This is a genomic window from Flavobacterium saccharophilum, assembly GCF_900142735.1.
In the GTDB taxonomy this organism is placed as follows: Bacteria; Bacteroidota; Bacteroidia; order Flavobacteriales; family Flavobacteriaceae; genus Flavobacterium; species Flavobacterium saccharophilum.
Genome location: NZ_FRBY01000001.1, coordinates 667,491 through 692,856 on the forward strand (window position 1 = coordinate 667,491; position 25,366 = coordinate 692,856).

Sequence of the window (25,366 nt, forward strand, 5' to 3'; positions counted from 1 at the left end):
ATCTACCATAAACTTAACCTACTAATGTTATGGTATTCCAAAAGTAATTTAGCATTTCGGTTTTGCCAAACATATAGGATGAACGGCAAAAAAAACCGATGAAATGCACATTTTAACCTTTTGTTAATACTTTTAGTATGCTCTCGCGTCTTTTCCTTCGTAGAAATTCATAAAAGCGCGGTTCACTACACGATTTCCTCCAGGGGTAGGATAATCTCCTGTAAAGTACCAGTCTCCCAAATTTTTAGGACACGCAATATGTAAATCTTCTACTTTTTGGAATATTATTTTTACTTCAGCGTTAATTTCAGGTGAACTTAACATTTCTGCAATTTTATCTGAGATTTCTTCTGGTGTAAATTGATCGTAAATTGCCGTTACATAATTTACAACATCAGTATCTAAATAGTTTTCCTGCGCTTTACATTTAGCGTAAACATCGTCAACGATGTGATATAGATTTCTTTCTTTTAATAAAGCCAAAGCAGCTCTAAAAGCAACAAGACCTTCCAGTTTTGCCATATCAATTCCGTAACAGTCAGGATAACGAATTTGTGGTGCCGAAGAAACAATTACAATACGTTTTGGTTTCAAACGATCCATCATTTTAATGATACTCATTTTAAGAGTTGTACCACGAACAATACTGTCGTCAATAATAACCAAATTGTCAGTTGGTTTGATTACGCCGTAAGTAACGTCGTAAACGTGAGCCACTAAATCATCACGGCTGCTGTCTTCTGTAATAAAGGTTCTAAGTTTAGCATCTTTAATAGCGACTTTCTCCGTACGAATTTTTACCGCCAATAACTCCTGAAGTGTTTCGGCTGTAAGTGTATTTTTGTTTTCTAAGATATAATTGTTCTTTCTCTGATTTAAGAAATCCTGAGCAGCTTCAACTAAACCGTAAAAAGATGTTTCAGCTGTGTTTGGAATATAGGAGAAAACAGTATTATCTGTATCATTGTCAATTGATTTAAGAACTGCAGGTAAAATTAGTTTTCCTAAATCTTTACGTTCCTGATAAATTTCAGCATCACTTCCTCTTGAGAAATAGATTCTTTCAAAAGAACATGCTTTCTTAACAGTTGGTTCCAAAATTTGCTGCATTGAAACTTTTCCGCTTTTCTTGATAATCAAAGCATTTCCCGGATCAATTTCCTGAACACTTTCAAAAGGTACATTAAATACAGTTTGAATAACGGGTCTTTCAGAAGCTACAACCACTACTTCATCATCCTGATAATAATAAGCTGGGCGAATTCCGGCAGGATCTCTAAATACAAAAGCATCACCATGACCTAATAATCCAGCCATTGCGTAACCTCCGTCAAGATTTTTTGCTGAACGTGTTAATATTTTTGCAATATCCAATCGGTCTGCGATTACTGGAGAAGCTTCTCTTTTAGAATAACCTTCAGTTTTGCAGTCTTGATACAATTGCATTACTTCTTTGTCTAAGAAGTGACCAATTTTTTCCATTACCGTAACAGTATCTGCCATTTCTTTTGGATGCTGTCCAAGCTCTACTAAATTTTCAAAAAGCTCTTTAACATTAGTCATGTTGAAGTTTCCTGCCAAAATCAAATTACGGTGCATCCAGTTACTTTGACGTAAAAAGGGGTGTACACTTTCGATACTGTTTTTTCCAAAAGTTCCGTAACGAACGTGTCCTAAAAATAATTCACCTACGTATGGAATTTCTGATTTTATTTTTTGAACGTCATCAGCAATTTCAGGTTTTGCAGTTAATTCTTCATTGATACGATCATTGATCTGTTTGAAAACATCCTGAATTGGTTGTGCATGATTCGAACGAACTCTGCTGATATAGCGTTGTCCCGGCTCAACATCTAATTTGATGCTTGCAAACCCGGCACCGTCTTGTCCACGGTTATGTTGCTTTTCCATCATCAAATACATTTTTTGTATTCCGTAAAAAGCAGTTCCGTATTTCTCTTTGTAATATTCAAGCGGTTTAAGAAGTCTAACTAAGGCTATACCACATTCGTGTTTTAAAGCGTCGCTCATTGTGTTTTGTATTTTGTGTTGTTGTAAGTTGTGTGTATTAACGTAATAAAAAAAGCCCCGTGTTATCGAGGCTTTCGGGCATTATATTTCTATGTCAAACTGAGTTAACGACTTAAATTGCTGTAATCGAATCGCTACTTCTGCTTTGCTTAATGTTTCCATCCTTTCAGTTCCAAATTTCTCTACACAAAATGAAGCTAAATTCGAACCGTAAATAATTGCATTTTTCATATTGTTAAACGAAATGTTTTCGCTTTGTGCAATGAATCCTGAGAATCCACCTGCGAAAGTGTCTCCGGCTCCTGTTGGATCAAAAACATCTTCTAATGGCAATGCCGGAGCAAAGAATACTTCTCTATTGTGGAATAAAAGTGCACCATGTTCTCCTTTTTTGATGACCACATATTTTGGTCCCATATCCTGGATTTTAGCTGCTGCTTTTACTAATGAATATTCTCCTGAAAGTTGTCTTGCTTCTTCGTCATTAATAGTAATAACGTCTACACGTTTGATTACGTCCAATAATTCAGGAAGAGCGCAGTCCATCCAAAAGTTCATAGTGTCTAAAACTACTAATTTTGGTTTTTTCTCCATTTGATCTAAAACACTGCTTTGTACTAACGGATGTAAGTTTCCTAACATCACAATATCAGCGTCTTTATAATTTTGAGGAACTTTTGGCTGAAAATCTGCCAAAACGTTTAATTCAGTTACAAGAGTGTCTCTAGAGTTTAAATCGTTGTGGTATAAACCGCTCCAGAAAAAGGTTTTTCCACCTTTTACAATTTCGATACCAGAGATATCAATATTTTTTGAAGTTAAAAGATCTAAATGTTCTTGAGGAAAATCGTCACCAACTACAGAAACAATGGCCGATTGCAAGTTGAAAAAGGATGCTGATAAACCAATGTACGTTGCAGCACCACCTAATATTTTATCTGTTTTTCCGAAAGGAGTTTCAATCGCGTCGAAAGCAACCGTTCCAACAATCAATAATTTATTCATTTTATGAATTTCGAATTAGGGTGCAAAGATACTTCATAAGTTGCAATATTGCAACGGTTTAAGTTCTCAAAATTTTCTTAAAAAAACAATATCGTTTGCGGGGCTAAAACTATTGTAAATGAGATAATTATATTTGAGTCTTTTGAGGGATTAAAATATGTTTTTTGGATTTAAAATGCAATATTTATTTTGGAAAAATGTCTAAATTTTATCTGAGTTTTTTAAAAGAATAGGTTTTTCTTTTTCCGATTAAAACAGGAAGAATTTTTTGTGTATGATTCTTTAATTTATTTTATATTTTTAATCCAATTGATAGCATTTTTCATAGGCTCTTCAGAGTCTGAAAATGCTGTATTGTGGCCCAGGTTTGGAAACAATTTATAGTCATAATGTTTTCCTTTAGATTTTAATAGGATAAGATATTCGATTGATAGATTGGCAGGAACCTGAATGTCTTTGCCTCCAAAAATCCAGATTCCTGGAATTGATAATTTAGAAAGAATATCATTGGGATTTGTATCAATAAACTCATATTTGTCTGGGTCATTATATATATGTTTTCTTGTATCTTCTTCTGAGTGCGCATCCCAAAAATTTATATCTCCATTTGTATAAAATTGGAATCTCAATTGTTCTTTAACCGTTATCAGAGCTCCGCTAAATATGGTCATAAATTTGACCTTCTTATTTTTCTCTGCGGTCAATGGAATTATCCATCCAGCTTGACTACCTCCTATTAAACCTATTGGTGTTTGATCATTTGATAAATATTTAGATAAAGCATTTATAGCAGCGCTGGCATCTAAAGACAAAAGATTTAGATTTGAGAAATCAACATTGTTAGTTCCTACTTCGGGTCCTGCATATACACCTTCTGATTCTCCGACTCCACGTTTATCATACGTTAAAACTGCAATTCCATTGCTGGCCAGGATTGTAGCAAAGTTTATCATTCTTTTTTCTTGTCCAGATCCATGAACAATCACAACGGCAGCCTTTACGTTGTTAGGTGTAAAAATAGTTCCAGCGAGTGAAATTCCTTCACTAACAAATTTTATTTCCTTAGTAGTGAAGTTTGGTGGGACTGGTGACGCATAACTAGTGACAAAAAACAGCAACATTAAGGCATAATAAAATGGGCCTGTTTTTTTTGCTCTTAGTATGTGTTTAAAAATGGCTGTTTTATTTTTCATTTTAAATTTTACAACTGATACTTCTTATCGAAATAATTCTTCAATAATCCAATCTGAATTAAAATCATAAAAGGGACTACTAAAAGAGCATACAAGATGTTTTTAGAAATATGAATTCCTGAGAATACAGCAGAGAATTTTTCTGAGTACGATTTGTCAATTCCAAGATTATATTCGGTTCCTGAAAAAAGTGATACGTAAATACCGAGGCCAAGTAAACCAAAGCCAATAATAATCCAGGTTGTTTTAGAAATTAAAGGTTTGTAACTTTTAACTTTGCTCTTTTCAGCCACTAAAACCTGAGACATTATTTTTGACGTAAAATCAAATGATGGTGTTTCCAGAGTGTTTTCGGCCATCATTTTATCAATAAGATTTTCTATGTTTTTATCGCTCTCTTTCATAACACGCTACTATTTCTGGTTCTAATTGCTTTTTCAAAATTACAGCTAATTTCTGTCGGCTTCTAAATAATTTTACTTTGACATTATTAGCATTAATATTCATAATCTTCCCGATTTCCTCTAAACTCTGATCTTCAAAATAAAATAAAGTTAACAGGAAATTTTCATCACTCGGCAACAAATTCAAACAATTCTGAATCGTCTGCTTTCGTTCTTTATCCTCCAAAGCACTCAAAGCATTATCCATCGTTTTGATTAAATGTGCCGAAAATTCATCTATTGATATATTAAGGTCTTCTTTTTTATTTTTCTTCAAACGATCTAAACAGGTATTATAAGCAATCTTATAAATCCAGGTCGAAAATTTCGAATCGCCTTTAAACTTGTTCAACGAACTATAAATCTTAATAAAAGTATCTTGTGCAACTTCCTCGGCTTCTTCACGGTTTTTAACCATCTTAAGAGCCAAAGTAAAAATCATATCCTTATAACGATCCACCAGCACGGCAAAAGAATTGGTCTCGCCCTGCAGAATTTTATCGATATAATGTTGATCACTGATTGCACTCATATTATATAGGACGACGGTTTGTTTGTTTAGGTTACAAGAAATTGAAAATAAATTCCAATTTTTTAAAATTCCAAATTCTAATCTTAAAGTGCACGATTAAACATACTATTGTCGGTACTAACTTTAGTATTTTAAACTTTGAGTGCATTTTTGTCATTCCGAGGAACGAGGAATCTCCGCAAGAAGCTCTACAAAGATTGGCCGCTTTTAGGGGCGGAGCTACTTGCGGAGATTCCTCGTTCCTCGGAATGACAAGAATTGTTGACATTCGAGCTTAAACACTTTTCAGGCGTTGGATTTCTATAAATAAAACAAACTCAAAATTAACTGATAGTCAACAACTTTTGGAATTTGGAGTTTAAAATTTGGAATTTTTTATAAAAACCTGTAACCTAAATTTAAAACCTGTCGTCATATGGAGTATCAATCAATTAATAAAAAAAATATATCATTATGGGAGGACCAGGCATTTTAGTACCAATTAGTATGTTTCTGATGATTTTCGGAATTGTTTATCTGATTTTTTCAACAAGAAACAGAGAGCGTTTAGCGCTTATAGAAAAAGGAGTTGACGCAAGTATTTTTCTTAAAGGAACAGGAAAAGGATTTTCGGCATGGAAAATATTTGTAGTAAACTTTGCCTTTTTATTGATCGGAAGCGGTGTTGGAATATTTATCGCTTTATTAATAACGACTTACACTTCATTGAATGACGGTGCTGTGTATCCGTCAATTATTTTTATCATGGCCGGAGTGGGTCTATTGGCCGGATTTAAAAAGGCAAAAGATCTGGATAAAGAGGAATAAGACTTGTCGAATTAGTATTTTAAAAAAACGCATCGAGGAATATTTTCCTGATGCGTTTTTTATTTTTTTTATTCCATTTTGGAACCGATGGTTTCGTAATATTCATCAATAGAAAGATTCGGCTGCATGGATGCCATAACAGCCAATTGATCACAACGTTCGTTTTGAGGATGATTGTTGTGGCCTTTAATCCATTTAAAATTGACCTGGTGTTTGCGATAAACAATTAGAAAGCGTTTCCATAAATCGGCATTTTTTCTACCAACGAACTTCTTTTTCTCCCAGCCTAAAACCCATTTTTTCTCCACAGAATCAACTACATATTTAGAATCTGAAATAACCAAAACCTTCATATTCGGGTTTTTTAGTTTCTCCAAACCAACAATTACAGCTAAAAGTTCCATCCTATTATTAGTGGTCAGACGAAAACCTTCGTAGAATTCTTTTTTATGAGGCGTTCCAACCAATTCCATTACCACACCATAACCGCCGTTTCCGGGATTTCCTTTTGCAGCGCCATCTGTATATATGTGTACTTCGTGTTGGGTCATATTTTATTTTTTTTCACCATATAAGTGATATAAGTCAATTTAAACTTTGTCTATTCACTCTGGTCAGTATAAAGTAATATAAGATTATTTGAAGTTGCTTATATTACTTTTAATTTAAAGTAAGATTTACCACTACTATTATATTTACTTATATGACTTACATGGTTTAATTTTTTTTGGAATTTGGAATTTATTTTTTGGAATTTGAATCCTCTAGTACTGCCTGAATTATTTCTGGAAAATACTTTTGTTCCAGTTCATGAATCTTTTCTGCTACAGTTTCCGGTGTATCTTCCTCAGTTAGCGCCACATTTTTTTGGAAAATAATGCCGCCCTCATCATAATTTTCATTTACATAATGAATGGAGATTCCGGTTTCTTTTTCCTTATTATTGACTATAGCCCTGTGTATGTGCATTCCGTACATTCCTTTGCCTCCATAATTAGGTAAAAGTGCCGGATGGATGTTGATTATTTTATTAGGATATTTCTCGATTATATTTTCTGGAAATTTCAATAAGAAACCAGCCAGAACTATCAAATCCGGGTCGATTTCCTGTATTTTTTGTAAGACGTTTCGTTCTAAAAGTTCGTTTTTTGAGAAGATTTCGACCGGAATTTGATGATTTTTTGCTCTTTCGATGACTTTTGCCGAGGCATTATTGGTAAACACCGAAACGACGCTTGCAATTTTGGTTTTTGCAAAATATTTTATAATATTTTCTGCATTAGTTCCTGATCCTGAGGCAAAAACAATAATTTTTTTCATTTTTGATTATGTTTTGAGAATGCAAAAAACGGAATAAAAATCGAAAATAAATAGTATTAAAAGGGCTTTCTTGAAATTAATTTTATAAATTAGTGTTACATTTATAAACTAAATAGTTGTTTTAAAATAAAGTTTTTTATTTTTGCCAACAAATTAAATTCTAAAATTAAAGATTATGTCAGACATTGCATCAAGAGTAAAAGCGATTATCGTAGACAAATTAGGTGTTGACGAAAACGAAGTTGTAACAGAAGCAAGCTTCACTAATGATTTAGGAGCTGACTCATTAGACACTGTTGAGCTTATTATGGAATTCGAAAAAGAATTTGATATTCAAATTCCAGACGATCAAGCAGAAAACATTGCTACTGTTGGTCAAGCTATTTCTTATATCGAGGAAGCTAAAAAATAATAATACTGCACCCGGTTTCTAAAAATACCAATTTTTGAAATTCCAAGTTCCAATTGGAATTTGACTTTTGATTTTTGTAATTTCTAAGAATCGGGTGTTATTATTTTTTTTAAAATTTAAATTTCGATTGGTTTTCAATCAAAAAGATATATTTATATTGTAATGCCCATGGCTCTTAAGTAACAAAACTGTTAAGAAAGCGTGGGTTTTATTTGTTTAAAGTACAAAATACATATTTATGGCATTAAGGCGAGTTGTTGTAACAGGATTAGGTGCACTTACTCCTATCGGGAATAATATCCAGGATTATTGGAATGCACTTGTGAATGGGGTTAGCGGAGCCGCTCCTATCACATATTATGATACAGAGAAGCATAAAACGAAATTTGCCTGCGAAGTAAAAAACTTCAATATTGAAGACTACATGGATCGCAAGGAATCTCGTAGATTAGATAAATTTGCTCAATATGCTATTGCTGCCAGTGACGAAGCTATTAAAGATGCTGGACTTACAAATGATAATATCGATAAAACAAGAGTTGGTGTTATCTGGGGAGCAGGAATTGGAGGTTTGGAAACTTTCCAGGAAGAAGTAATTTATTATGCTAAAGGTGACGGAACTCCAAAATTCAATCCGTTTTTTATACCTAAAATGATTGCCGATATTGCTCCTGCGCATATTTCGATGCGTAATGGCTATATGGGTCCAAATTATACTACGGTTTCTGCATGTGCATCTTCTGCAAATGCATTAATTGATGCTTTCAACTACATTCGTTTAGGGATGTGTGACGTTATTGTATCAGGTGGTTCAGAAGCTGCGATTACCATTGCTGGTATGGGAGGTTTTAACTCTATGCACGCTTTGTCTACAAGAAATGAAAGTCCGGAAACGGCTTCAAGACCTTTTGATGCAACCAGAGATGGTTTCGTTTTAGGAGAAGGAGCAGGAGCTTTGGTTCTTGAAGATTACGAACACGCTAAAGCAAGAGGCGCAAAAATTTACTGTGAAATTGGTGGAGGCGGAATGTCATCTGATGCTTACCATTTAACTGCCCCACATCCGGAAGGAATTGGAGTTATTGCAGTAATGAAAAATACGCTAAGAGATGCTGGAATGAATCCTGAAGATGTTGATCATATCAATACACACGGAACTTCTACTCCATTAGGAGATGTAGCTGAATTGAAAGCAATCAGTGCTGTTTTTGGTGATCATGCAAAAAACATCAATATCAATTCAACAAAATCAATGACAGGTCACTTACTTGGTGCTGCCGGAGCTATCGAAGCAATTGCTTCAATCCTGGCAATGCAACACAGTCTTGTTCCTCCAACGATTAACCATACAGTTGTGGATGAAAAGATTGATCCTGCATTAAACCTTACATTAAACAAACCACAAAAAAGAGAAGTAAATGTTGCTATGAGTAACACTTTTGGTTTTGGTGGTCACAATGCTTGTGTATTGTTTAAAAAATTAGTTGACTAATTTCTGTATATGAATATTATCAAAAAAATATTTTCTAAATCCCGTTCTCTAGAAGACGGGATTTTTTTTGACACTATTCAGAAAATACTTGGTTTTCCGCCAGCGAATATTGATTTTTATAAGAAAGCATTTACGCACCGGTCTTCAAACAAACTTGATGAATCTGGAAATCCAATAAATTACGAACGACTTGAATTTTTAGGAGATGCTATGTTAAGTGCTGTAATTGCAGCGCACTTGTTTAACAAAGCACCTAATGGCGACGAAGGTTATTTGACAAAAATGCGTTCTAAAATTGTCAGTCGTGAGCATTTGAATGAATTAGGCAAAGACTTGAATTTAGTGCGTTTCGTAGAAAGTAAAGTGCCTATTCAGCACTTTGGTGAAAATATTCATGGTAATATTTTCGAATCGCTTATTGGAGCTATTTATCTGGATAAAGGATATGCTTTTTGCGAAAAATTTATACAAAAAAGAGTAATTACACCTTATGTCGATATTGCAAGACTTGAAGGGAAGGTAATTAGCTATAAAAGTTTGGTTATCGAATGGTGTCAGAAAGAAAAGAGAGTCTTTCATTATGACATTTTTGAAGATAACGGTATTGACGGACAACGCCTGTTCGGTGTCAAATTAAGTATAGACGATAAAGTAATCGCAAGAGCGCGAGCAACTTCAAAAAAGAAAGCAGAAGAAAAAGCATCACAAAGAGCTTATTTTGCATTTCAGGAGAAAATAGATAAGAAATAACTACAAAAATACCGTTACTTTCTTAAAGCTATAACGTTTTCGTTTATAAATTAACAAAAACATCCACATCTTAACTATTGATGCTCCGTTAGAAATAGTATATTTACACCTTGATTTTTCATGATATGGCTATTCATAGATTGGATTTAGACGAATTTGACGAGATTGATTATTATTTAATGGCAATTCATACTTCATTAGAAGATTATAGATTGGCCTATTTTATCAATAAAAACCTTCCGATCAACTTAAGTAAGAGCAAAAACGAGATCCATGCTCAGACTAAGGAAGGTGAGGCAAATTTTTCCAGATTTTATTACTATGATTCCGAAAAAGCCATTTCCTGGAATTTGATTCAGAATAAAAATGAAATCATTTCTGTGAGTACAAATGATTTCCAGAATTTGTTTTCCAGCGAAACAAGCGAGGTTTCGACAACAATTCATTTACTTCCTGAATTCAAAAAGGTAGATTTTTTCCTGAAAATAGACAATAGCGATGAGGCTGTCGATTTTTCAGAAATTCAGCAACAACTAAATTCAATAGAAAGTATTGCAGCAATATATGCTGTGGATACCAACAAAATAAAATCAAAAAACAATCTAATTTTTTAAAAAAAATGTTAACAAACAAGAAAACCAAAATTGTTGCTACGCTAGGGCCTGCATGTAGTACGAGAGAGATTATCAAGGATATGATCGAAGCAGGGGTTAATGTGTTTAGAATCAATTTTTCGCATGCTGATTACGAAGGAGTAAAAGATAAAATTAATATTATTAGAGGCCTTAACGAAGAGTTTGGTTACACAACTGCTATCCTTGGAGATTTGCAGGGACCAAAACTTAGAGTTGGTGTAATGGAAGAAGGAACTGTTGTTCATGATGGTGATGAAATCACTTTTACAACTGCAGAAGATATTATCGGAACAGCTCAAAAAGCATTCATGAAATATCAAAATTTTCCAAATGATGTAAATGTTGGAGAGCGTATTTTGCTTGATGACGGAAAACTTATTTTCGAAATTATTTCTACTGATAAAAAGACAGAAGTTGTTGCTAAGGTAATTCAGGGCGGAGAATTAAAATCTAAAAAAGGAGTTAATCTTCCAAACACAAAAATTTCATTACCGGCTTTAACTGAAAAAGATATTGCAGATGCTATTTTTGCTATCGAACAAAAAGTTGACTGGATTGCACTTTCGTTTGTAAAAACACCTCGCGATTTACAAGACTTACAAGAATTGATCGCTAAGCATTCTGATGTTAAAATTCCAATCGTTGCTAAAATTGAAATGCCTGAAGCTCTTGAAAACATCGATAAAATTATTGCTTATTGCGATGGTCTTATGGTGGCTCGTGGAGATTTAGGTGTTGAACTTCCTGCACACGAAGTACCATTGGTACAAAAAGATTTGATTCGCAGAGCTAAAACGGCTAGAATCCCGGTTATCGTTGCTACACAAATGATGGAAACAATGATTACAAGTTTAACTCCAACAAGAGCTGAAGTAAACGACGTTGCCAACTCTGTAATGGATGGAGCTGATGCTGTAATGTTGTCTGGAGAAACGGCTACAGGAAATTATCCGGTACAGGTTATCCAAAAAATGACTCAAATTTGTGAGGCAGTTGAGGATTCTCCGCTTATTCAGGTTCCGCAAAATACACCACAAATTAAAACAAAACGTTTTGTTACTAAAACAGTTTGTCATCAGGCAGCTTTATTAGCAAATGAAATCAAAGCAAAAGCCATTTGTACTTTAACAAATAGTGGTTATACAGCTTTCCAGATTTCGGCTTGGAGACCATCTTCTCATATTTTGGTGTTTACTTCAAACAAAAGAATCTTAACACAATTGAATTTATTATGGGGAGTAAAATCATACTTCTATGATAATGAAGAAAGTACAGATGACACTATAACAGATGTGAATAAAATTGCAGTTGAAAAAGGATATGCCGTTAAAGGTGATTACTTAATCAACCTTGCAGCAATGCCAATTAAAGATAAAGGAATGGTAAATACCATGAGAGTTTCTGAAATAGAATAGTCTAAACTTACCATATTTAAAAGCCGTCAAATTATTTTGACGGCTTTTTTTTGCCCAAAATTTTCCAATTTTATTTAAAATTTTCAGTGAAAATGTTGCTGTAAACAAATCTGTTAAATAGGTATTTTCTGAATTATTATACAACTATGTTTAATGTATTAGTTTGAAATAGTAAACATTTACCACTTACTAAGAGAATTAACTATTACAAAACACTTTCTTTTTTACATTATTCTGCAAAAAACACTTTATAAAAAAAAAGAATTTTACATCGAAAAATCCTTTTTTATAAAATAAAGTTCAGAATATAACTACTTCTTTTGACACTTTTTATATGTTTCATTTTATAAAATGAAACATCATGGAGCAAAATAAAAGATTTTTAACGTTTCATTTTATAAAATGAAACAATGTCATCCCCTATAAATACTATTGTTCGTTTTTTTATTAGTTAATTTTGAGAAACATAATAAAATGTTAAGAAAAATTCTTGTTTCAAATTCGCCGAATTTTAAAATAAAAAATTTGAAACATGTTCCACGCTAAATGAATTTTCTTATTGGAAAAATAAAATAATACTCTTTTAGATTTTATACGCATATCATTTATAACAAGAACTATTAACAAATTTTACTACCATGAAACAAGTTAGACTTAAATGTGTTTTTAAAAACACAATGATGCTTTTGGCATTTTCATGCTTCACGATACAAGTGAGTGCTCAAAATACGAAAAAGCCCAATGTTTTAATAATTTGGGGAGATGACATTGGTATAAGTAACATTAGTGCTTATAGCGATGGATTAATGGGATATACAACTCCTAATATTGATCGTGTTGCCAATGAAGGGATTCGATTTTTACAATATTATGGAGAACAAAGCTGTACTGCGGGTCGTGCTGCATTAATTACAGGGCAGCATGGTATTCGAAGCGGGTTAACCAAAGTAGGATTTCCAGGTGCGCCAATGGGTATGAGCCAGTTAGATCCTTCTATTGGAGGTATTATGAAAAATTTGGGCTACGCTACAGGTCAGTTTGGTAAAAATCACGTGGGTGACCGTAACGAAAGTTTACCAACTGTAAATGGTTTTGATGAATTTTTCGGAAACCTGTATCACTTAAATGCTGAAGAAGAGCCAGAATTGCCGGATTATCCTAAAGATCCTTCTTACTTGAAAAAATTCGGGCCAAGAGGAGTTTTAAAATGTACTGCAACAAATGTTGATGATGGAAGTATTCCGGATCCTCGTTTTGGAAAAATTGGAAAACAAAGAATCGAAGATACTGGTCCTCTTACTAAAAAAAGAATGGAAACTATCGACGACGAAACATCTGCGGCAGCAATCGATTTTATTAAAAGACAGCATGCAGCAGGAAAACCGTTTTTTGTATGGTGGAATGGTACCCGTATGCACTTGCGTACGCACGTAAGACCAGAACACAGAGGGAAATATACACATGGTGACAGTGAATATATTGACGGTATGATTGAGCACGACTTAACAGTTGGAGATCTTTTGAAAGTATTAGATGATTTAGGTATTGCTGATAATACGCTAGTGGTTTATTCTACAGATAATGGTCCTCACATGAATACATGGCCTGATGGTGCTATGACACCATTTCGCTCTGAAAAGAATACAAACTGGGAAGGTGCTTTTAGAGTTCCTTGTTTAGTACGTTGGCCAGGCGTAATCAAACCAGGACAAATTACAAATGAAATGATGAGTCATAATGACTGGATGCCAACATTGGCTTCAATTGCAGGTGAACCAGATTTAGCAAAAAAATTATTGAACGGGTATAGTGCAAATGGTAAAAACTATAATGTTCACTTAGATGGATTTGATCAGTCTGCAATCCTTCGTGGGACAGGACCAAGTGTAAGAGATAAATTCTTTTATTCAGATGATGATGGTTTATTGGTAGGGTTGCGTCAGGGAGATTATAAATATGTTTTTGCTGAACAGCGTATGCAGGGTACGATGGGACTTTGGGCAGAGCCATTTACAAAACTTCGTATGCAAAAAATATTCAATTTAATGCAAGATCCTTATGAAAGGGCAGATATAACTTCGAATACCTATTGGGATTGGATTATGAATCACGTTCCATCAGTATATGGTCTTATGGAGCAGGTATTTATTTTTGCAGAAACATTTGATAAATATCCTCCTCGTTCTGTACCTCCAAGTTTTAATCCAACTACTATATTGGAGCAAAAATTATTGCAAATAAAAGCGAAGGCATTTTTAGAAAAGGAAAGAAAAATTCTGCCAGGTGATGGAAAAGAAAGTGTTGATGATGCCAATGCAAAAACAGATAAAAAGAAAAAATAAAAATAAAAAGAGTAAATAATAAGCTTGAGTCAGTAATGGCTCAAGCTTTTCAATAACTTAAAAAATCAATATTATGTATAAGAAAATATATGTATTGCCCCTATTTTTATTGTTACTTGTTTCTTGTAAAAAAACAGATACCGTTGCAACTCCCGATTCAAAAGACAGTACAACTACGGTTGCAACAAGCGGCGATCCGTTGCCAAGCTGGAATGATGGTACACTCAAAAGCGATATTATAGCGTATGTAACTAAAGTAACAAAAGAAGGAAGCCCGGATTTTATTCCGGTTGAAAGCAGAATTGCAACGTTTGATAATGATGGAACACTTTGGGCTGAAAAACCATATGTTCAGGAATTATTTGCTTTTTACAGAGTAAAAAAAATGATTGAAAAAAATCCTGCTTTGGCTCAAAAACAACCTTTTAAAGCTGTTGTAGAAAAAGACAAAACCTTTTTTGAAAAAGGAGGCGATAAAGCCTTAATCGAATTGGTCGCTGCCACACATACTGGCATGACCGAAGATGAATTTGAAGCTGCTACAAAAGAGTTTTTTGCTGGTGCCCAATATCCTGGTAGAAATGTTCCATTAAAACAAATCAGATACCAGCCACAATTAGAGCTTTTAAATTATTTGCGTGCAAATGGTTTCAAAACTTTCATTGTAACGGGTGGAACGGTTGAATTAGTAAGAGCAATATCAGCTGATTTTTATGGTATTCCAAAAGACCAAGTAGTGGGAACATCTTTTAAATACACTTTTGACGATGCAACAAATTCCATTAAAAGAGAACCTGCTTTAGATCTCTTAGATGACAAAGCGGGAAAACCAGTTGGAATACAATTACACATTGGTCAGAGACCTGTTTTTGCCTGTGGAAATGAAGGCGGAGCAGGAGATCTTGCCATGCTACGATATTCTTCAGGAAGTAAATATCCATCTTTTCAAATGATTGTAAACCATAACGATTCTATTAGGGAATATAGTTATCAGGAAAAAGATAATTTGTCTTTAAATACTGCCGCTAAATATAAATATCATGTAATTAGCATGAAGGACGATTGGAAAAAAATATTTCCGGATAAATAATTATTATAAAATCAAAAAGGAAAAAATTATGAAAGTATATTCCACTTCACTTAAATCTTTATTTGCCGCACTTTTTTTTCTTTTAAATTTTAATGCTTTTGCACAAGAAGAAAAAACCGGATCAAGCGCACAGGAATTAGCCGATAAAATGGCAAATCCTGTGGCGAGTTTAATTAGTGTGCCGCTGCAAAATAATCTGACTTATGGCATTGGCCCCTATAACGGTTCAAAATATCAGATCAATATACAGCCCGTAGTTCCTTTTAAATTAAGTGAAAATTTAAATTTAATTACCCGTTATATTCTTCCGGTGGTAGATCAACAGGATGTTACTGGCGAAAACACACATGAGTTTGGCTTAAGCGATGCTACCGTAACCGCTTTTTTTGCTCCTAAAACTAAAGGAATTATTCTGGGAGTTGGTCCCGCTTTTTTGGTTCCAACTGCTACCGAAAAATTTTTAGGAACAGAAAAATTTGGTATTGGACCAAGTGTCCTCGTTATGCATCAGGGAAAAGGACTTTCTATAGGTTTTTTAGCCAATCAAATTTGGTCAGTGGCGGGCAATGCAGATCGTGCTGATTTCAATCAGTTTTACACCCAAATATTCTTAACACACAGTTATAAAAGTGGGGCAAGTTTAGGTATTACTTCAGAGATTACGCAAAACTGGCAGGGAAATACAACCCTTATTACGGTGAGCCCGAATGTGGGAGCTATTACAAAATTAGGAGGACAAACCATGCAATTTGCTGTTATGCCTTTAATACCAATTGTCGGTCATTCCGACATAAGACCAGATTGGGGATTAAGAGCTGTCGTGGCTTTTATTTTTCCACAGTAAATTATTCACTGATCTGAATTCATAATTATCCATCTTAAGAAACAAAACTAAAAAGACATGAAATCAAAAATTTTAGCACTTGTAACAGTTTGCTTTTTAGTATCCTGTACTAAATCGACAAAAACAAATGAAACCAATGTGGTTAGTGATACTACAGGAACAGCTGCATTTAAACCTGCAAATTTTGAGGAGCAAATAATTTATAATCGGGCAATCGAAGCTGTTATTTGGGGAATGCCTGCAGTTAATTCTGAGTTACTTCACGAAAGTCTTATAAAAGCAAAAGGCGATTACAACCAAATTGTTTATTGGTCAGCATTAATTGATTCAAAGAATCAAACCTTAACACCTAATCCTGATGTTATCTATATAAATCCATTGTATGATACCAGACAAGGCCCAGTTGTTTTAGAAATTCCGGCAGTAGAAGGGGTTTCCTCTTTAACAGGTAGTTTAGATGATGGCTGGCAAACGGCTATTGAAGATATTGGTCCAGCGGGAGTAGATAAAGGTAAAGGAGGAAAATATCTCATTTTGCCGCCTAATTATAAAGGTGCTGTGCCATTTGGCTATATTCCAATGCCTTCTTCTACTTATACAGGTTTTGCCATCTTGCGTTCTAATCTTACAGACGGAAGTCCGGCTGATATTAAGAGAGCAGTTGATTACGGAAAAAAAGTAAAAATATATCCGTTTTCAGAAGCTGATAATCCGCCTCCAACACAATTTGTTGATTTGGTAAATATTGAGTTTAGCAATACCATTCCATATAATTTGCACTTTTTCGAAATATTAAATCAGTTTGTTCAAAGAGAGCCTTGGCTGACTCGTGATATGGTAATGATCGACCAATTGAAATCTATTGGAATCGAGAAAGGAAAAACTTTTCAGGCAGATGCCAGAAGACAGGAAATTCTTAATGCTGCAATTAAAGTTGCACACAGCTGGATCGATAAAAAATATGAGGCCATTTTTACTCCTCCTTTTTATGACGGAACAAAGTGGGCATTGCCTGCATCTCAGGATGTTGTTAAAGCTATTATGGCAAATTATGATGTGCCAAATATTTATCCTGTTGACGAGAGAGCAATAAGTTATTCGATGGCTTATTTCAGTGCTAAACATTTGGGTACAGGACAATTTTATTTGATGAGTACAAAAGATAATAATGGACAATCATTAGACGGTTCAAAACTGTATAAACTCCATTTACCAGCTAAAGTTCCCGTAAAACTATATTGGTCTGTTACAGCTTATGATCGCGAAACGCACGCCTTGATTTTAGGAATGAAATACTCTAGTCGTGCTTCTACGAGTCCGGGACTTCAAAAAAATTCAGATGGTTCTGTAGATATTTATTTTGGCGCTACTGCTCCCGCAGGAAAAGAATCAAATTGGGTTCCGACTGATCCGAAAAGAAAATTTGAATTACTGGCTCGTTTTTATGGACCGGAAAAAGGATTTTTTGATAAAACCTGGAAAATGGGAGATATTGAAGAGGTGAAATAAATACAAATCGGAATTCAGGAAATTAAAGTTTTAGCATTTAATTATACAGCATTATGAAAAACAAATGTCTCATTATTATCGCATTTTCATCTCTTATTTTAAATTTTGGATGTAAAAAAGCAGCAACAGAAAATGTTGCTTCAACAGCAGTTTCAACTGCTGGAACTGAAATAAAAATGGATGGAGAATTACCTTCAAAAGAATCTATTCCAAAATTATTTGACGAAATGGATTTTCAACAGGCAACTCAATGTTATTTGTGGGGATTACCGATTGTGGCTTTCGCCGAATGGCAACAGCAGCAATACAAAACATTTAAAGCTACAAGCAATGATTTGATTCTTTATAATAATTATAACGATCGTTTAGGAATTCTTACAGCAAATGCTACAACGCCTTATATTGTTTCGTTTATAGATCTTGCGGCAAACGGACCTACTGTTATCGACATGCCCGCAGGACATACAGCTGGTGGATTAGCAGATTTCTGGCAACGCGAGCAGGCGGTAATTGGAGAAATGGGACCAGATAAAGGAAAAGGTGGTAAATATATTTTAGTGCCGCCAACAATGAAAGATTTCAAAGCAGCAGGTTATTTTATAGTTCCATGTAATACTGTTAACGTGTTTTTTGGTTTTAGAACATTAGATCCGGATCCGAAAGTGACCGAAACATTATTGAAGCAGGTAAAAATATATCCTTATGACAAACGGGAAAATCCAACAGCTACGAGAGTAATTAGTCCGCCAGCCGGCAAAAAGTGGTTAGGGATTCAGCCAACCGGAATTGCTTATTGGGAACGTCTTCACGCTATTTTGCAAAACGAACCTGTAGAAGAACGTGATCGCTTTTTTATGGCGTGGCTTAGAAATTTGGGTATTGAAAAAGGAAAACCTTTTAATCCGGATGAGCGTCAGAAGAAAATTTTAATTGCTGCTGCAGAGAAAGGACAGCAAATGGCAATGGCAAATTCATTCGAAAAACGTTTTAAAGACGTGAAACACTGGCCGGACAAAAAATGGGATTACGTAATGATTATCAAAGATCCGTCACAACATGCTGATAATTATGATGAATTTTTTGAAAGAACTTCCTATTTCTATGAAGCGGTAACATATTCAAAAGCTATGATTACCAAAATTCCAAATGTGGGTCAGGCCTATTTAGGTTCTTATTTTGATAATACAGGAAACTGGTTAGATGGAGGGAAAAATTATACGCTAAATGTACCAGCAAATCCGCCAGCTGTAAATTTCTGGTCGATTACGATTTATGATGTAGCAACACGCTGTCTGATTGATAATCCTCAAAAAAATGCCGATTTATCTTCCCGTAAGTATTTAATAAAAAATGCTGATGGTTCTGTCGATTTGTATTTTGGACCAAAAGCACCAGCCGGAAAAGAGAAAAACTGGGTACAGACTTTACCAGGAAAACACTGGTTTACCTACATGCGTTTTTACGGACCAACTCAGGCTTATTTTGATAAAAGTTGGAAAATGGACGATATTAAGGAAGTGAAGTAACACTTGTTCGTATGGCTGAGAAATTCACAGATACAGACGATAATTTATTTAATCCCGCTGCATCCAAAGCAGCGAGGTTTGATAAAGGAGTGGCTATTAGAAAATTGGTGCCAAGGTCTGTTCATGAAGAATGGAATCCGTCTGAAAATCGTGAAGATCCCGTCGAAATTTTGATAAATACGAGTGTTGGAAGAATGGAAAATTTAGTGCCATTACGATACAGCCGAATGATGGAAAGTCCGTTTACCTTCTTCAGAGGTGCTGCTGCAATTATGGCTGCTGATTTAGAAAATACTCCCAATACAGGAATTGAGGTTCAGCTTTGCGGCGATTGTCATCTGATGAATTTCGGCGGATTTGCAACGCCGGAACGAAAGATAGTTTTTGATATTAATGATTTTGATGAAACTTTTCCAGGTCCTTGGGAATGGGACATTAAAAGGTTAGCGACAAGTTTTGTAATTGCCGGAAGATCGAGAAAATTCTCGGGTAAAAACTGTAAAGAATTTGCCTGGCAGGTTGCCGATAGTTACAAAAGAAATATGTTGGATTATAGTCAATTATCGGCGCTTCAAATTTGGTATGCTGATATTGATCTTGCCGAATTGATTGAAAGAGGAGACGATGAAGAACTCAAAGAATTTCAGCAAAAGAGATTAAAAAAAGCATCAGAGTTTACAGCCCATGAAAAAGAGTTTGCAAAAATGACTTATATGGAAGGTAACCGTGCCAGAATAAAAGATGAACCGCCTTTAATATACCATCCGATAGGAGAAGAATGGAAACGACTTGAGAGAGAAGCAACGACCATACATAAAAGGTATATGGAAACATTGTCTGATGAAAAAAAAGTGCTTCTTAGCCGATATGCTTTACACGATTTTGCCATAAAAGTGGTGGGAGTGGGAAGTGTAGGAACACTTTGCGGTATCAGTTTATTGATGTCGGCAACAGGCGAGCCTATCTTCTTGCAGTTTAAAGAAGCCAGACAAAGTGTTTTAGAAGCTCATGTAAAAACAAAAGGCAACTACAGTCATCAGGGAGAACGAATTGTCAGGGGACAAAAGTTGATGCAATCCGCTTCGGATATGTTTTTAGGATGGACAAACGATAGTCAGGATAAGTTCTTTTATATCCGTCAGCTTCGTGATGCTAAAGTGAAACCCGTTCTTGAAATTATGAAACCCAAAAACATGGCCTCGTATGCAAAAGCCTGTGGTTGGGCACTGGCAAGATCGCATGCACGTACCGGAGATCCTTCCATCTTATCAGGATATCTCGGCAAAGGAAATGAATTTGCCAATGCCATTGCAAAATTTTCGGTTTCGTATGCGAATCAAAATGAGGCTGATTACTATAAAATGCTGGAAGCCATTAAAGAAGGAAGATTACCAATTTCAGAAGAAATATAACTTTCAATAATTAGTAAAATTGAATTTATAATAAGAAATGCCATTACGGTCTCTTTAAAGATACTATTTATTGCACTAAAAATGATGCTATAGGCTTTGAGGGTACTTAGAATGAATAAAAATAAAGTAACCTTAAAATAAGTAAGAATTTTATCCACTCTGTTATGTTAATTAAACAAAATGATTTATCTTTGAGAGTATAGTAAGGAATTGTTATATAAGGAGTTGTGTGTTTTTAACAACTGTTTAACATGATTTGCCTTTCATGCTAGATTTGATCATGATTTCAATAATGTCACATTAAACGAATTTAATCATTAATCTAAATACCACAAAATGAATATTAAAAGAAAGAATCTTCGTATTATCCCGTTTTTTGTAATGGGATTGCTTATCAGTTGTTCTCCAACTGTTAAAGTAACTACTGATTATGACCATTCAGCTAATTTTGGCGAATACAGGACTTTCACGGTTTATGATTTGAAAGCTCAGGAAGGTCAGGTAAATCAACTTAATGTTGATCGTGTTGCAAAAGCTATTCGTGCCGAAATGACTGCAAAAGGTTTTACAGAAACGTCTTCTAATCCGGACTTAAAAGTAAATGCAGTATCTATCCTAAAAAATAAAACACAAGTTACTGCCGATACTAATTTCTATGGTTACGGTGGAATGTACCGTCCTTATGGATATTGGGGTGGTGGTGCCATGATGGGCGGTGGCTCAACAACATTTAATACTTACGATTATGTTGATGGTTCATTGATAATTGATATCGTATCTACCAAAACAGGCAAACTGGTTTGGCAGGGAATCGGGAACGCTCAAATTGATAGCAAACCTGATAATCCTGAAGAATTTATCAATGGTGCAATTAAAAAAATATTGGAAGGTTTTCCTCCGGGATTAGCCAAAAAATAGTTGACCAGTTTATAGCTTATAAATTTAATGTATAAGGCGTTTATACTTATTTGTTTCGGCAAATAAGTATAGCCTTTCTAACGACTCCCCAAGTCTGTTCTTTTAAAATTAAAAGAAATACCTTTTAAAATTTAAGCCGGAAAATATGCTCGATATAGTACTCTCTCTTTTCTTCTTTGTAGCCACAATAGTTGGTTTTGCAACTTCATTTATGGTTCTTTTTTCAAAGAAAAACTATTCAAAAAGTTTCTTTTTAGGGCTATTTTTGTTCAGTCTTGCAGTTGTGAGCATCTATAATTTTTACTTATCGGCCAATAGTTTTAAGACTTTTCCTGATCTGTTTATGATCACAAAATCTTTTATGTTTTTAGTAGCACCTTCTGCTTTTTTATATGTAAGAAGTGTATTGTTTTCAGACAGGATATTTAGAAAGTATGATTGGATGCATTTCCTGCCTTTTATCTTCTATTTTAGTTTAACACTAATTGTATGGGTTGACAGCTATTTCGATCTTCCTATTATTAATAATTTGGCAGTTAGAATAGAGAGCCCGTTTTCGATGCTAAGTCTAACGATTTGGCTGATGTATGCTTTTTGCCAGACTATGATGATTTTAAACTACGATTTGAAAAAATTCAAAGTACAACACTTTAACAGAATAAAAGTTTTAAGCTGGATCCGACTTTATAATTTGATGATCTTGTTTTTGTTTTCGACGCTTTTTGTACATTATTTTTTAGTAAACCGTGTTGATAGTATCGACTTTTCATGTTATATACTGATTTCTTCAGTGCTCGTTTTTACAGTGGGATGGCTTTATTTTAAACCACAAATTTTCTATGATGCAAATGAAATAGAAGAAGTAAATACTAGTAATGAAGTAAATGAGAATTTTGACTTTGATCAGCCAGAAAATCATTTGGTAATCATTAAAACAAATGAAACAAAAAATAGTCTGCCGGTAGTGAAAGAATTAACGACAGAAAAAAAGCAACAATATCTTGCCCAATTAGAAAACATCTTTGCTACAAAAGAGCTTTTTCTGAAGAAAGATTTAGTGATTCGGGATATCGCAGAAGAGACCGGAATATCGGTACATCATCTTTCAAATTTAATTAATTCAGAATTTAATCTTCATTTTCAGGATTATGTAAACCTTAAAAGAATTGAATATTTCAAAGAAAAAATAAACGATCCTGACTGGAAAGATTTATCTCTTGAAGGAATGGCGTGGGGTTCTGGTTTTAAATCGAGAACAACTTGTTTTAGGGCTTTTTTAAAACATACCGGAAAATCGCCTTCAGAATATTTCAAAATAATCAGAATAAATCCTGAAAAAACAACTACTTATTATTTAAAACAATCTTCAAACTAAAAAAGATATAGTTTGTAGAGTGGGTTTGTTAGGGTTTATTAATTTTTAAAGCAGAAATGATGAAAACGAAATTTAAACAGAAACAAACAATAAAATCATTATTTGCAATACTACTTTTTTTTGTTTCATTTATAGGACAGGCGCAATTAAAAGGCGGTCATATTTTGGGTGCTATGGGATTGCAATCAGGAACTCAAACTCCGGCCAATACACTTAGTGTTTATATTCCGGGCTATTTTTATACGGCATCCTCTTTAAGAGATCCCAACGGAGATAAATCACCGATAGAGCCTGATTTTACCATGACTATTACGGGCGCTGGTATTTCATGGGTTAGTGATTTTAAAATTTTGGGAGCCAATTATGGTGCAACAGCATTATTGGCTTTTGCGGCAAACACAATACAGGGTAATAGTGCAGATGTGAATAATTCTTTGGCATTGACAGACTCTTATATTCAGCCCATTCAATTAGGCTGGCATAACAAAAGAGCCGATTTTGTAGTCAGTTACCAAATGTACTTACCAACCGGAAAATTTACTGCAGGTGCATCTGATAATAGTGGTCTGGGAATGTTCATGAATGAATTTTCTGCAGGAACAACCTTGTTTTTTAACGATAAAAAAACGTTTCATTTCTCTGCCTTGGCATCTTATGAAATTAATGGGAAAAAGAAAGACACTGATATTAAAACCGGAGATATTTTAAGTGTTGAAGGTGGCTTGGGGAAAACATTCTATATGATGAATACGGAGAAAACAGCGCCAACAGGAATATTGAACGCTGGTTTAATTTACTATTTGCAATATAAAGTGACTGCTGATAAAATTCCTGTTCCTGTAATTGGAATTGTAGAAGGTGATAAGGATAGTGTGGGAGCGATAGGAGCCGAGATCAACTATTTTCATATTGGTTGCAAAACTTCTGCAGGATTTAGATGGCTGGCTGAGGTTGATGCTATTAACAGATTTCAGGGAAACACCTTTTTCCTGACACTGGCTCACGTGTTTAGTTTAAAGAAAGAATAGTTGAAATAATTTGAAAACTGTTTTTAATCTGAGAGTGTTTTTATCGAGTGCGAATAAAATCTAAGGTTGGTTTAAATATAAAATATCGAGATTCTAATATGAAAAACACAAAGCTCTTCCGAAAAATGGTTCTCGCAAATGTTTTTTTTCTTTTGTCATTCAATATGATGATGGGACAGAAACAGCATATTAGTTTAAGAGATTCTTTAGACCATGCTGTCGATTTAAGCGATTATATCATTTATGCGCACGGTTTTATTGTGATTCCGACCATTATAACAGAGCCTGCTTTGGGTGGAATTGGAGGGGCTGTTGCTCCTATTTTTCTTAAAAAGCATGCACCGGTAATTGATGAAAACGGTAAAAAACGATTTATAAATCCTGATATTACCGGAGGGCTCGGAATGTATACCGGAAATAAAAGCTGGATGGCAGGAGCATTTCGCTCCAGTACTTTAATAAAACCAAAAATTTTATACCGTGTATTTGCTGCCTATGGCGACTTGAATCTGTCTTTTTATGAAAATATGCCGAGTGGAGACGACATAGAATTTAAACTTAATTTTAGGTCCACTATGTTTTATACACAGTGGTTAAAACAGTTTAGAAATGCAAAATGGAGTGCCGGGCCACAATATTTATTTCTAAATTCAGATATAACATTACCTGATTTAAACCTCAATCTCCCGCCTTCTTTTGTCAAGCCAAAAGACATAAATAGTTTGGTCAGTCAGTTAGGAGGTGCACTTCAGTTTGATGGTCGCGATAATATCTTTACTCCTGATAAAGGGATTCGGGTACAATCTGATTTTTTCTGGTCAGATAAGGCTATTGGTTCTGATTATAACTCCTGGCGTGTCAATTTATCGGCGATTGGCTATTATCCACTTTCAAAAAAATTAATTGGAGGTCTTAGGATTGAAGGAGAACAGGCCTTTGGAAGTCCGCCATTTTACCTCTTACCCGGAATAAACTTAAGAGGAATTCCGGCTGCCAGGTACATGGGAAAAACAAGTTTAGTTACAGAAGCCGAATTTAGATGGGATGTATACCGAAGATGGAGTCTTATGGCGTATGGTGGTCTGGCAAGTGCTTTTGATGATTGGGATCAGGCTTTTGCTAAACCGGTGGTTTATAGTTATGGTTCTGGTTTTAGATATTTACTGGCTCGTAAATTCAAATTAAGAATGGGAGTCGATGTGGCAAAAGGCCCTGAACAATGGGCTTATTATATTGTTTTTGGAAGTAATTGGATGCGCTAGTGAGGAAAGAAAATAGAAAATAGAA

23 protein-coding genes are annotated in these 25,366 nt (G+C 34.6%); 16 read left to right on the top strand and 7 right to left on the bottom strand.

Features of this window, described 5'->3' with window-relative positions; translation table 11 throughout:
• Positions 1-132: 132 nt before the first annotated feature.
• From BUA98_RS02830 to BUA98_RS02850, 5 genes are all read right to left on the bottom strand, one after another.
• Positions 133-2,031, bottom strand: a complete 1,899-nt coding sequence (locus BUA98_RS02830) for an amidophosphoribosyltransferase (RefSeq protein WP_072970127.1) — start codon at positions 2,029-2,031, stop codon at positions 133-135.
• A gap of 81 nt (positions 2,032-2,112) precedes the next feature.
• Positions 2,113-3,036, bottom strand: coding sequence for a PfkB family carbohydrate kinase (locus tag BUA98_RS02835; protein ID WP_072970128.1), 924 nt, complete (start codon positions 3,034-3,036; stop codon positions 2,113-2,115).
• Positions 3,037-3,323: 287 nt separating this feature from the next.
• Complete coding sequence (locus BUA98_RS02840; protein WP_072970129.1) at positions 3,324-4,229, bottom strand: alpha/beta hydrolase family protein; 906 nt, start codon at positions 4,227-4,229, stop codon at positions 3,324-3,326.
• A gap of 8 nt (positions 4,230-4,237) precedes the next feature.
• Complete coding sequence (locus BUA98_RS02845) at positions 4,238-4,633, bottom strand: hypothetical protein (protein WP_072970130.1); 396 nt, start codon at positions 4,631-4,633, stop codon at positions 4,238-4,240.
• Positions 4,617-5,204, bottom strand: coding sequence for an RNA polymerase sigma factor (locus tag BUA98_RS02850; protein ID WP_072970131.1), 588 nt, complete (start codon positions 5,202-5,204; stop codon positions 4,617-4,619). Before BUA98_RS02850 ends, BUA98_RS02845 begins: the two co-directional genes overlap by 17 nt.
• A 453-nt stretch (positions 5,205-5,657) precedes the next feature.
• Here BUA98_RS02850 and BUA98_RS02855 point away from each other — a divergent pair, with 453 nt between their 5' ends.
• Entirely contained in the window at positions 5,658-6,011 is a 354-nt protein-coding gene (locus tag BUA98_RS02855; protein ID WP_072970132.1) for a DUF6249 domain-containing protein, read from the top strand.
• A 68-nt stretch (positions 6,012-6,079) separates the two neighbouring features.
• Here the strand turns inward: BUA98_RS02855 and rnhA are convergent, their stop codons facing one another.
• Together rnhA and purN are read right to left on the bottom strand one after the other, a co-directional pair.
• Positions 6,080-6,562 (bottom strand): ribonuclease HI, encoded by a 483-nt coding sequence (gene rnhA, locus BUA98_RS02860; RefSeq protein ID WP_072970133.1) that lies wholly within the window; start codon positions 6,560-6,562, stop codon positions 6,080-6,082.
• A gap of 190 nt (positions 6,563-6,752) precedes the next feature.
• Positions 6,753-7,331 (bottom strand): phosphoribosylglycinamide formyltransferase, encoded by a 579-nt coding sequence (purN, locus tag BUA98_RS02865; protein WP_072970134.1) that lies wholly within the window; start codon positions 7,329-7,331, stop codon positions 6,753-6,755.
• A gap of 175 nt (positions 7,332-7,506) precedes the next feature.
• Here purN and BUA98_RS02870 point away from each other — a divergent pair, with 175 nt between their 5' ends.
• The 15 genes from BUA98_RS02870 (at position 7,507) to BUA98_RS02940 (ending at position 25,341) form a co-directional block, all read left to right on the top strand.
• Positions 7,507-7,743, top strand: a complete 237-nt coding sequence (locus BUA98_RS02870) for an acyl carrier protein (protein WP_007137004.1) — start codon at positions 7,507-7,509, stop codon at positions 7,741-7,743.
• Between the two features lie 238 nt (positions 7,744-7,981).
• Positions 7,982-9,235, top strand: a complete 1,254-nt coding sequence (gene fabF, locus BUA98_RS02875) for a beta-ketoacyl-ACP synthase II (RefSeq protein ID WP_072970135.1) — start codon at positions 7,982-7,984, stop codon at positions 9,233-9,235.
• 9 nt (positions 9,236-9,244) lie between these two features.
• Entirely contained in the window at positions 9,245-9,985 is a 741-nt protein-coding gene (gene rnc / locus BUA98_RS02880; RefSeq protein WP_072970136.1) for a ribonuclease III, read from the top strand.
• A 125-nt stretch (positions 9,986-10,110) separates the two neighbouring features.
• The gene (locus BUA98_RS02885) at positions 10,111-10,599 is read left to right on the top strand and encodes an IPExxxVDY family protein (protein ID WP_072970137.1); all 489 of its coding nucleotides are present in this window, start codon (positions 10,111-10,113) and stop codon (positions 10,597-10,599) included.
• Positions 10,600-10,604: 5 nt separating this feature from the next.
• Positions 10,605-12,035 carry a pyruvate kinase gene (gene pyk, locus BUA98_RS02890; protein ID WP_072970138.1) on the top strand — a complete coding sequence of 477 codons (1,431 nt, stop codon included), beginning with the start codon at positions 10,605-10,607 and terminating at the stop codon, positions 12,033-12,035.
• 638 nt (positions 12,036-12,673) lie between these two features.
• A complete protein-coding gene (locus tag BUA98_RS02895) occupies positions 12,674-14,377 on the top strand; it encodes an arylsulfatase (protein WP_072970139.1) in 1,704 nt (567 codons plus the stop codon).
• 73 nt (positions 14,378-14,450) lie between these two features.
• On the top strand, positions 14,451-15,467 hold the full coding sequence (locus BUA98_RS02900) for an HAD family hydrolase (RefSeq protein ID WP_086065123.1): 1,017 nt from the start codon (positions 14,451-14,453) through the stop codon (positions 15,465-15,467).
• Between the two features lie 28 nt (positions 15,468-15,495).
• On the top strand, positions 15,496-16,311 hold the full coding sequence (locus BUA98_RS02905) for a hypothetical protein (RefSeq protein WP_072970140.1): 816 nt from the start codon (positions 15,496-15,498) through the stop codon (positions 16,309-16,311).
• A gap of 57 nt (positions 16,312-16,368) precedes the next feature.
• Positions 16,369-17,820, top strand: a complete 1,452-nt coding sequence (locus tag BUA98_RS02910) for a DUF1254 domain-containing protein (protein WP_072970141.1) — start codon at positions 16,369-16,371, stop codon at positions 17,818-17,820.
• 53 nt (positions 17,821-17,873) lie between these two features.
• Positions 17,874-19,346 carry a DUF1254 domain-containing protein gene (locus tag BUA98_RS02915; RefSeq protein ID WP_086065125.1) on the top strand — a complete coding sequence of 491 codons (1,473 nt, stop codon included), beginning with the start codon at positions 17,874-17,876 and terminating at the stop codon, positions 19,344-19,346.
• An 11-nt stretch (positions 19,347-19,357) separates the two neighbouring features.
• Entirely contained in the window at positions 19,358-20,758 is a 1,401-nt protein-coding gene (locus BUA98_RS02920) for a DUF2252 domain-containing protein (protein ID WP_072970142.1), read from the top strand.
• Positions 20,759-21,094: 336 nt separating this feature from the next.
• Complete coding sequence (locus tag BUA98_RS02925; RefSeq protein WP_072970143.1) at positions 21,095-21,676, top strand: DUF4136 domain-containing protein; 582 nt, start codon at positions 21,095-21,097, stop codon at positions 21,674-21,676.
• A 145-nt stretch (positions 21,677-21,821) separates the two neighbouring features.
• A complete protein-coding gene (locus BUA98_RS02930; RefSeq protein ID WP_072970144.1) occupies positions 21,822-23,051 on the top strand; it encodes a helix-turn-helix domain-containing protein in 1,230 nt (409 codons plus the stop codon).
• 59 nt (positions 23,052-23,110) lie between these two features.
• Positions 23,111-24,079 (top strand): SphA family protein, encoded by a 969-nt coding sequence (locus BUA98_RS02935; protein WP_072970145.1) that lies wholly within the window; start codon positions 23,111-23,113, stop codon positions 24,077-24,079.
• Between the two features lie 98 nt (positions 24,080-24,177).
• Positions 24,178-25,341, top strand: a complete 1,164-nt coding sequence (locus BUA98_RS02940; protein WP_072970146.1) for a BamA/TamA family outer membrane protein — start codon at positions 24,178-24,180, stop codon at positions 25,339-25,341.
• Positions 25,342-25,366: the final 25 nt, after the last annotated feature.

Bases quoted from the DNA above. Each gene is read 5' to 3' on its own strand.
- BUA98_RS02830 (WP_072970127.1), bottom strand. From the start codon at position 2,031: ATGAGCGACGCTTTAAAACACGAATGTGGTATAGCCTTAGTTAGACTT.
- BUA98_RS02835 (WP_072970128.1), bottom strand. From the start codon at position 3,036: ATGAATAAATTATTGATTGTTGGAACGGTTGCTTTCGACGCGATTGAA.
- BUA98_RS02840 (WP_072970129.1), bottom strand. From the start codon at position 4,229: ATGAAAAATAAAACAGCCATTTTTAAACACATACTAAGAGCAAAAAAA.
- BUA98_RS02845 (WP_072970130.1), bottom strand. From the start codon at position 4,633: ATGAAAGAGAGCGATAAAAACATAGAAAATCTTATTGATAAAATGATG.
- BUA98_RS02850 (WP_072970131.1), bottom strand. From the start codon at position 5,204: ATGAGTGCAATCAGTGATCAACATTATATCGATAAAATTCTGCAGGGC.
- BUA98_RS02855 (WP_072970132.1), top strand. From the start codon at position 5,658: ATGGGAGGACCAGGCATTTTAGTACCAATTAGTATGTTTCTGATGATT.
- rnhA (WP_072970133.1), bottom strand. From the start codon at position 6,562: ATGACCCAACACGAAGTACACATATATACAGATGGCGCTGCAAAAGGA.
- purN (WP_072970134.1), bottom strand. From the start codon at position 7,331: ATGAAAAAAATTATTGTTTTTGCCTCAGGATCAGGAACTAATGCAGAA.
- BUA98_RS02870 (WP_007137004.1), top strand. From the start codon at position 7,507: ATGTCAGACATTGCATCAAGAGTAAAAGCGATTATCGTAGACAAATTA.
- fabF (WP_072970135.1), top strand. From the start codon at position 7,982: ATGGCATTAAGGCGAGTTGTTGTAACAGGATTAGGTGCACTTACTCCT.
- rnc (WP_072970136.1), top strand. From the start codon at position 9,245: ATGAATATTATCAAAAAAATATTTTCTAAATCCCGTTCTCTAGAAGAC.
- BUA98_RS02885 (WP_072970137.1), top strand. From the start codon at position 10,111: ATGGCTATTCATAGATTGGATTTAGACGAATTTGACGAGATTGATTAT.
- pyk (WP_072970138.1), top strand. From the start codon at position 10,605: ATGTTAACAAACAAGAAAACCAAAATTGTTGCTACGCTAGGGCCTGCA.
- BUA98_RS02895 (WP_072970139.1), top strand. From the start codon at position 12,674: ATGAAACAAGTTAGACTTAAATGTGTTTTTAAAAACACAATGATGCTT.
- BUA98_RS02900 (WP_086065123.1), top strand. From the start codon at position 14,451: ATGTATAAGAAAATATATGTATTGCCCCTATTTTTATTGTTACTTGTT.
- BUA98_RS02905 (WP_072970140.1), top strand. From the start codon at position 15,496: ATGAAAGTATATTCCACTTCACTTAAATCTTTATTTGCCGCACTTTTT.
- BUA98_RS02910 (WP_072970141.1), top strand. From the start codon at position 16,369: ATGAAATCAAAAATTTTAGCACTTGTAACAGTTTGCTTTTTAGTATCC.
- BUA98_RS02915 (WP_086065125.1), top strand. From the start codon at position 17,874: ATGAAAAACAAATGTCTCATTATTATCGCATTTTCATCTCTTATTTTA.
- BUA98_RS02920 (WP_072970142.1), top strand. From the start codon at position 19,358: ATGGCTGAGAAATTCACAGATACAGACGATAATTTATTTAATCCCGCT.
- BUA98_RS02925 (WP_072970143.1), top strand. From the start codon at position 21,095: ATGAATATTAAAAGAAAGAATCTTCGTATTATCCCGTTTTTTGTAATG.
- BUA98_RS02930 (WP_072970144.1), top strand. From the start codon at position 21,822: ATGCTCGATATAGTACTCTCTCTTTTCTTCTTTGTAGCCACAATAGTT.
- BUA98_RS02935 (WP_072970145.1), top strand. From the start codon at position 23,111: ATGAAAACGAAATTTAAACAGAAACAAACAATAAAATCATTATTTGCA.
- BUA98_RS02940 (WP_072970146.1), top strand. From the start codon at position 24,178: ATGAAAAACACAAAGCTCTTCCGAAAAATGGTTCTCGCAAATGTTTTT.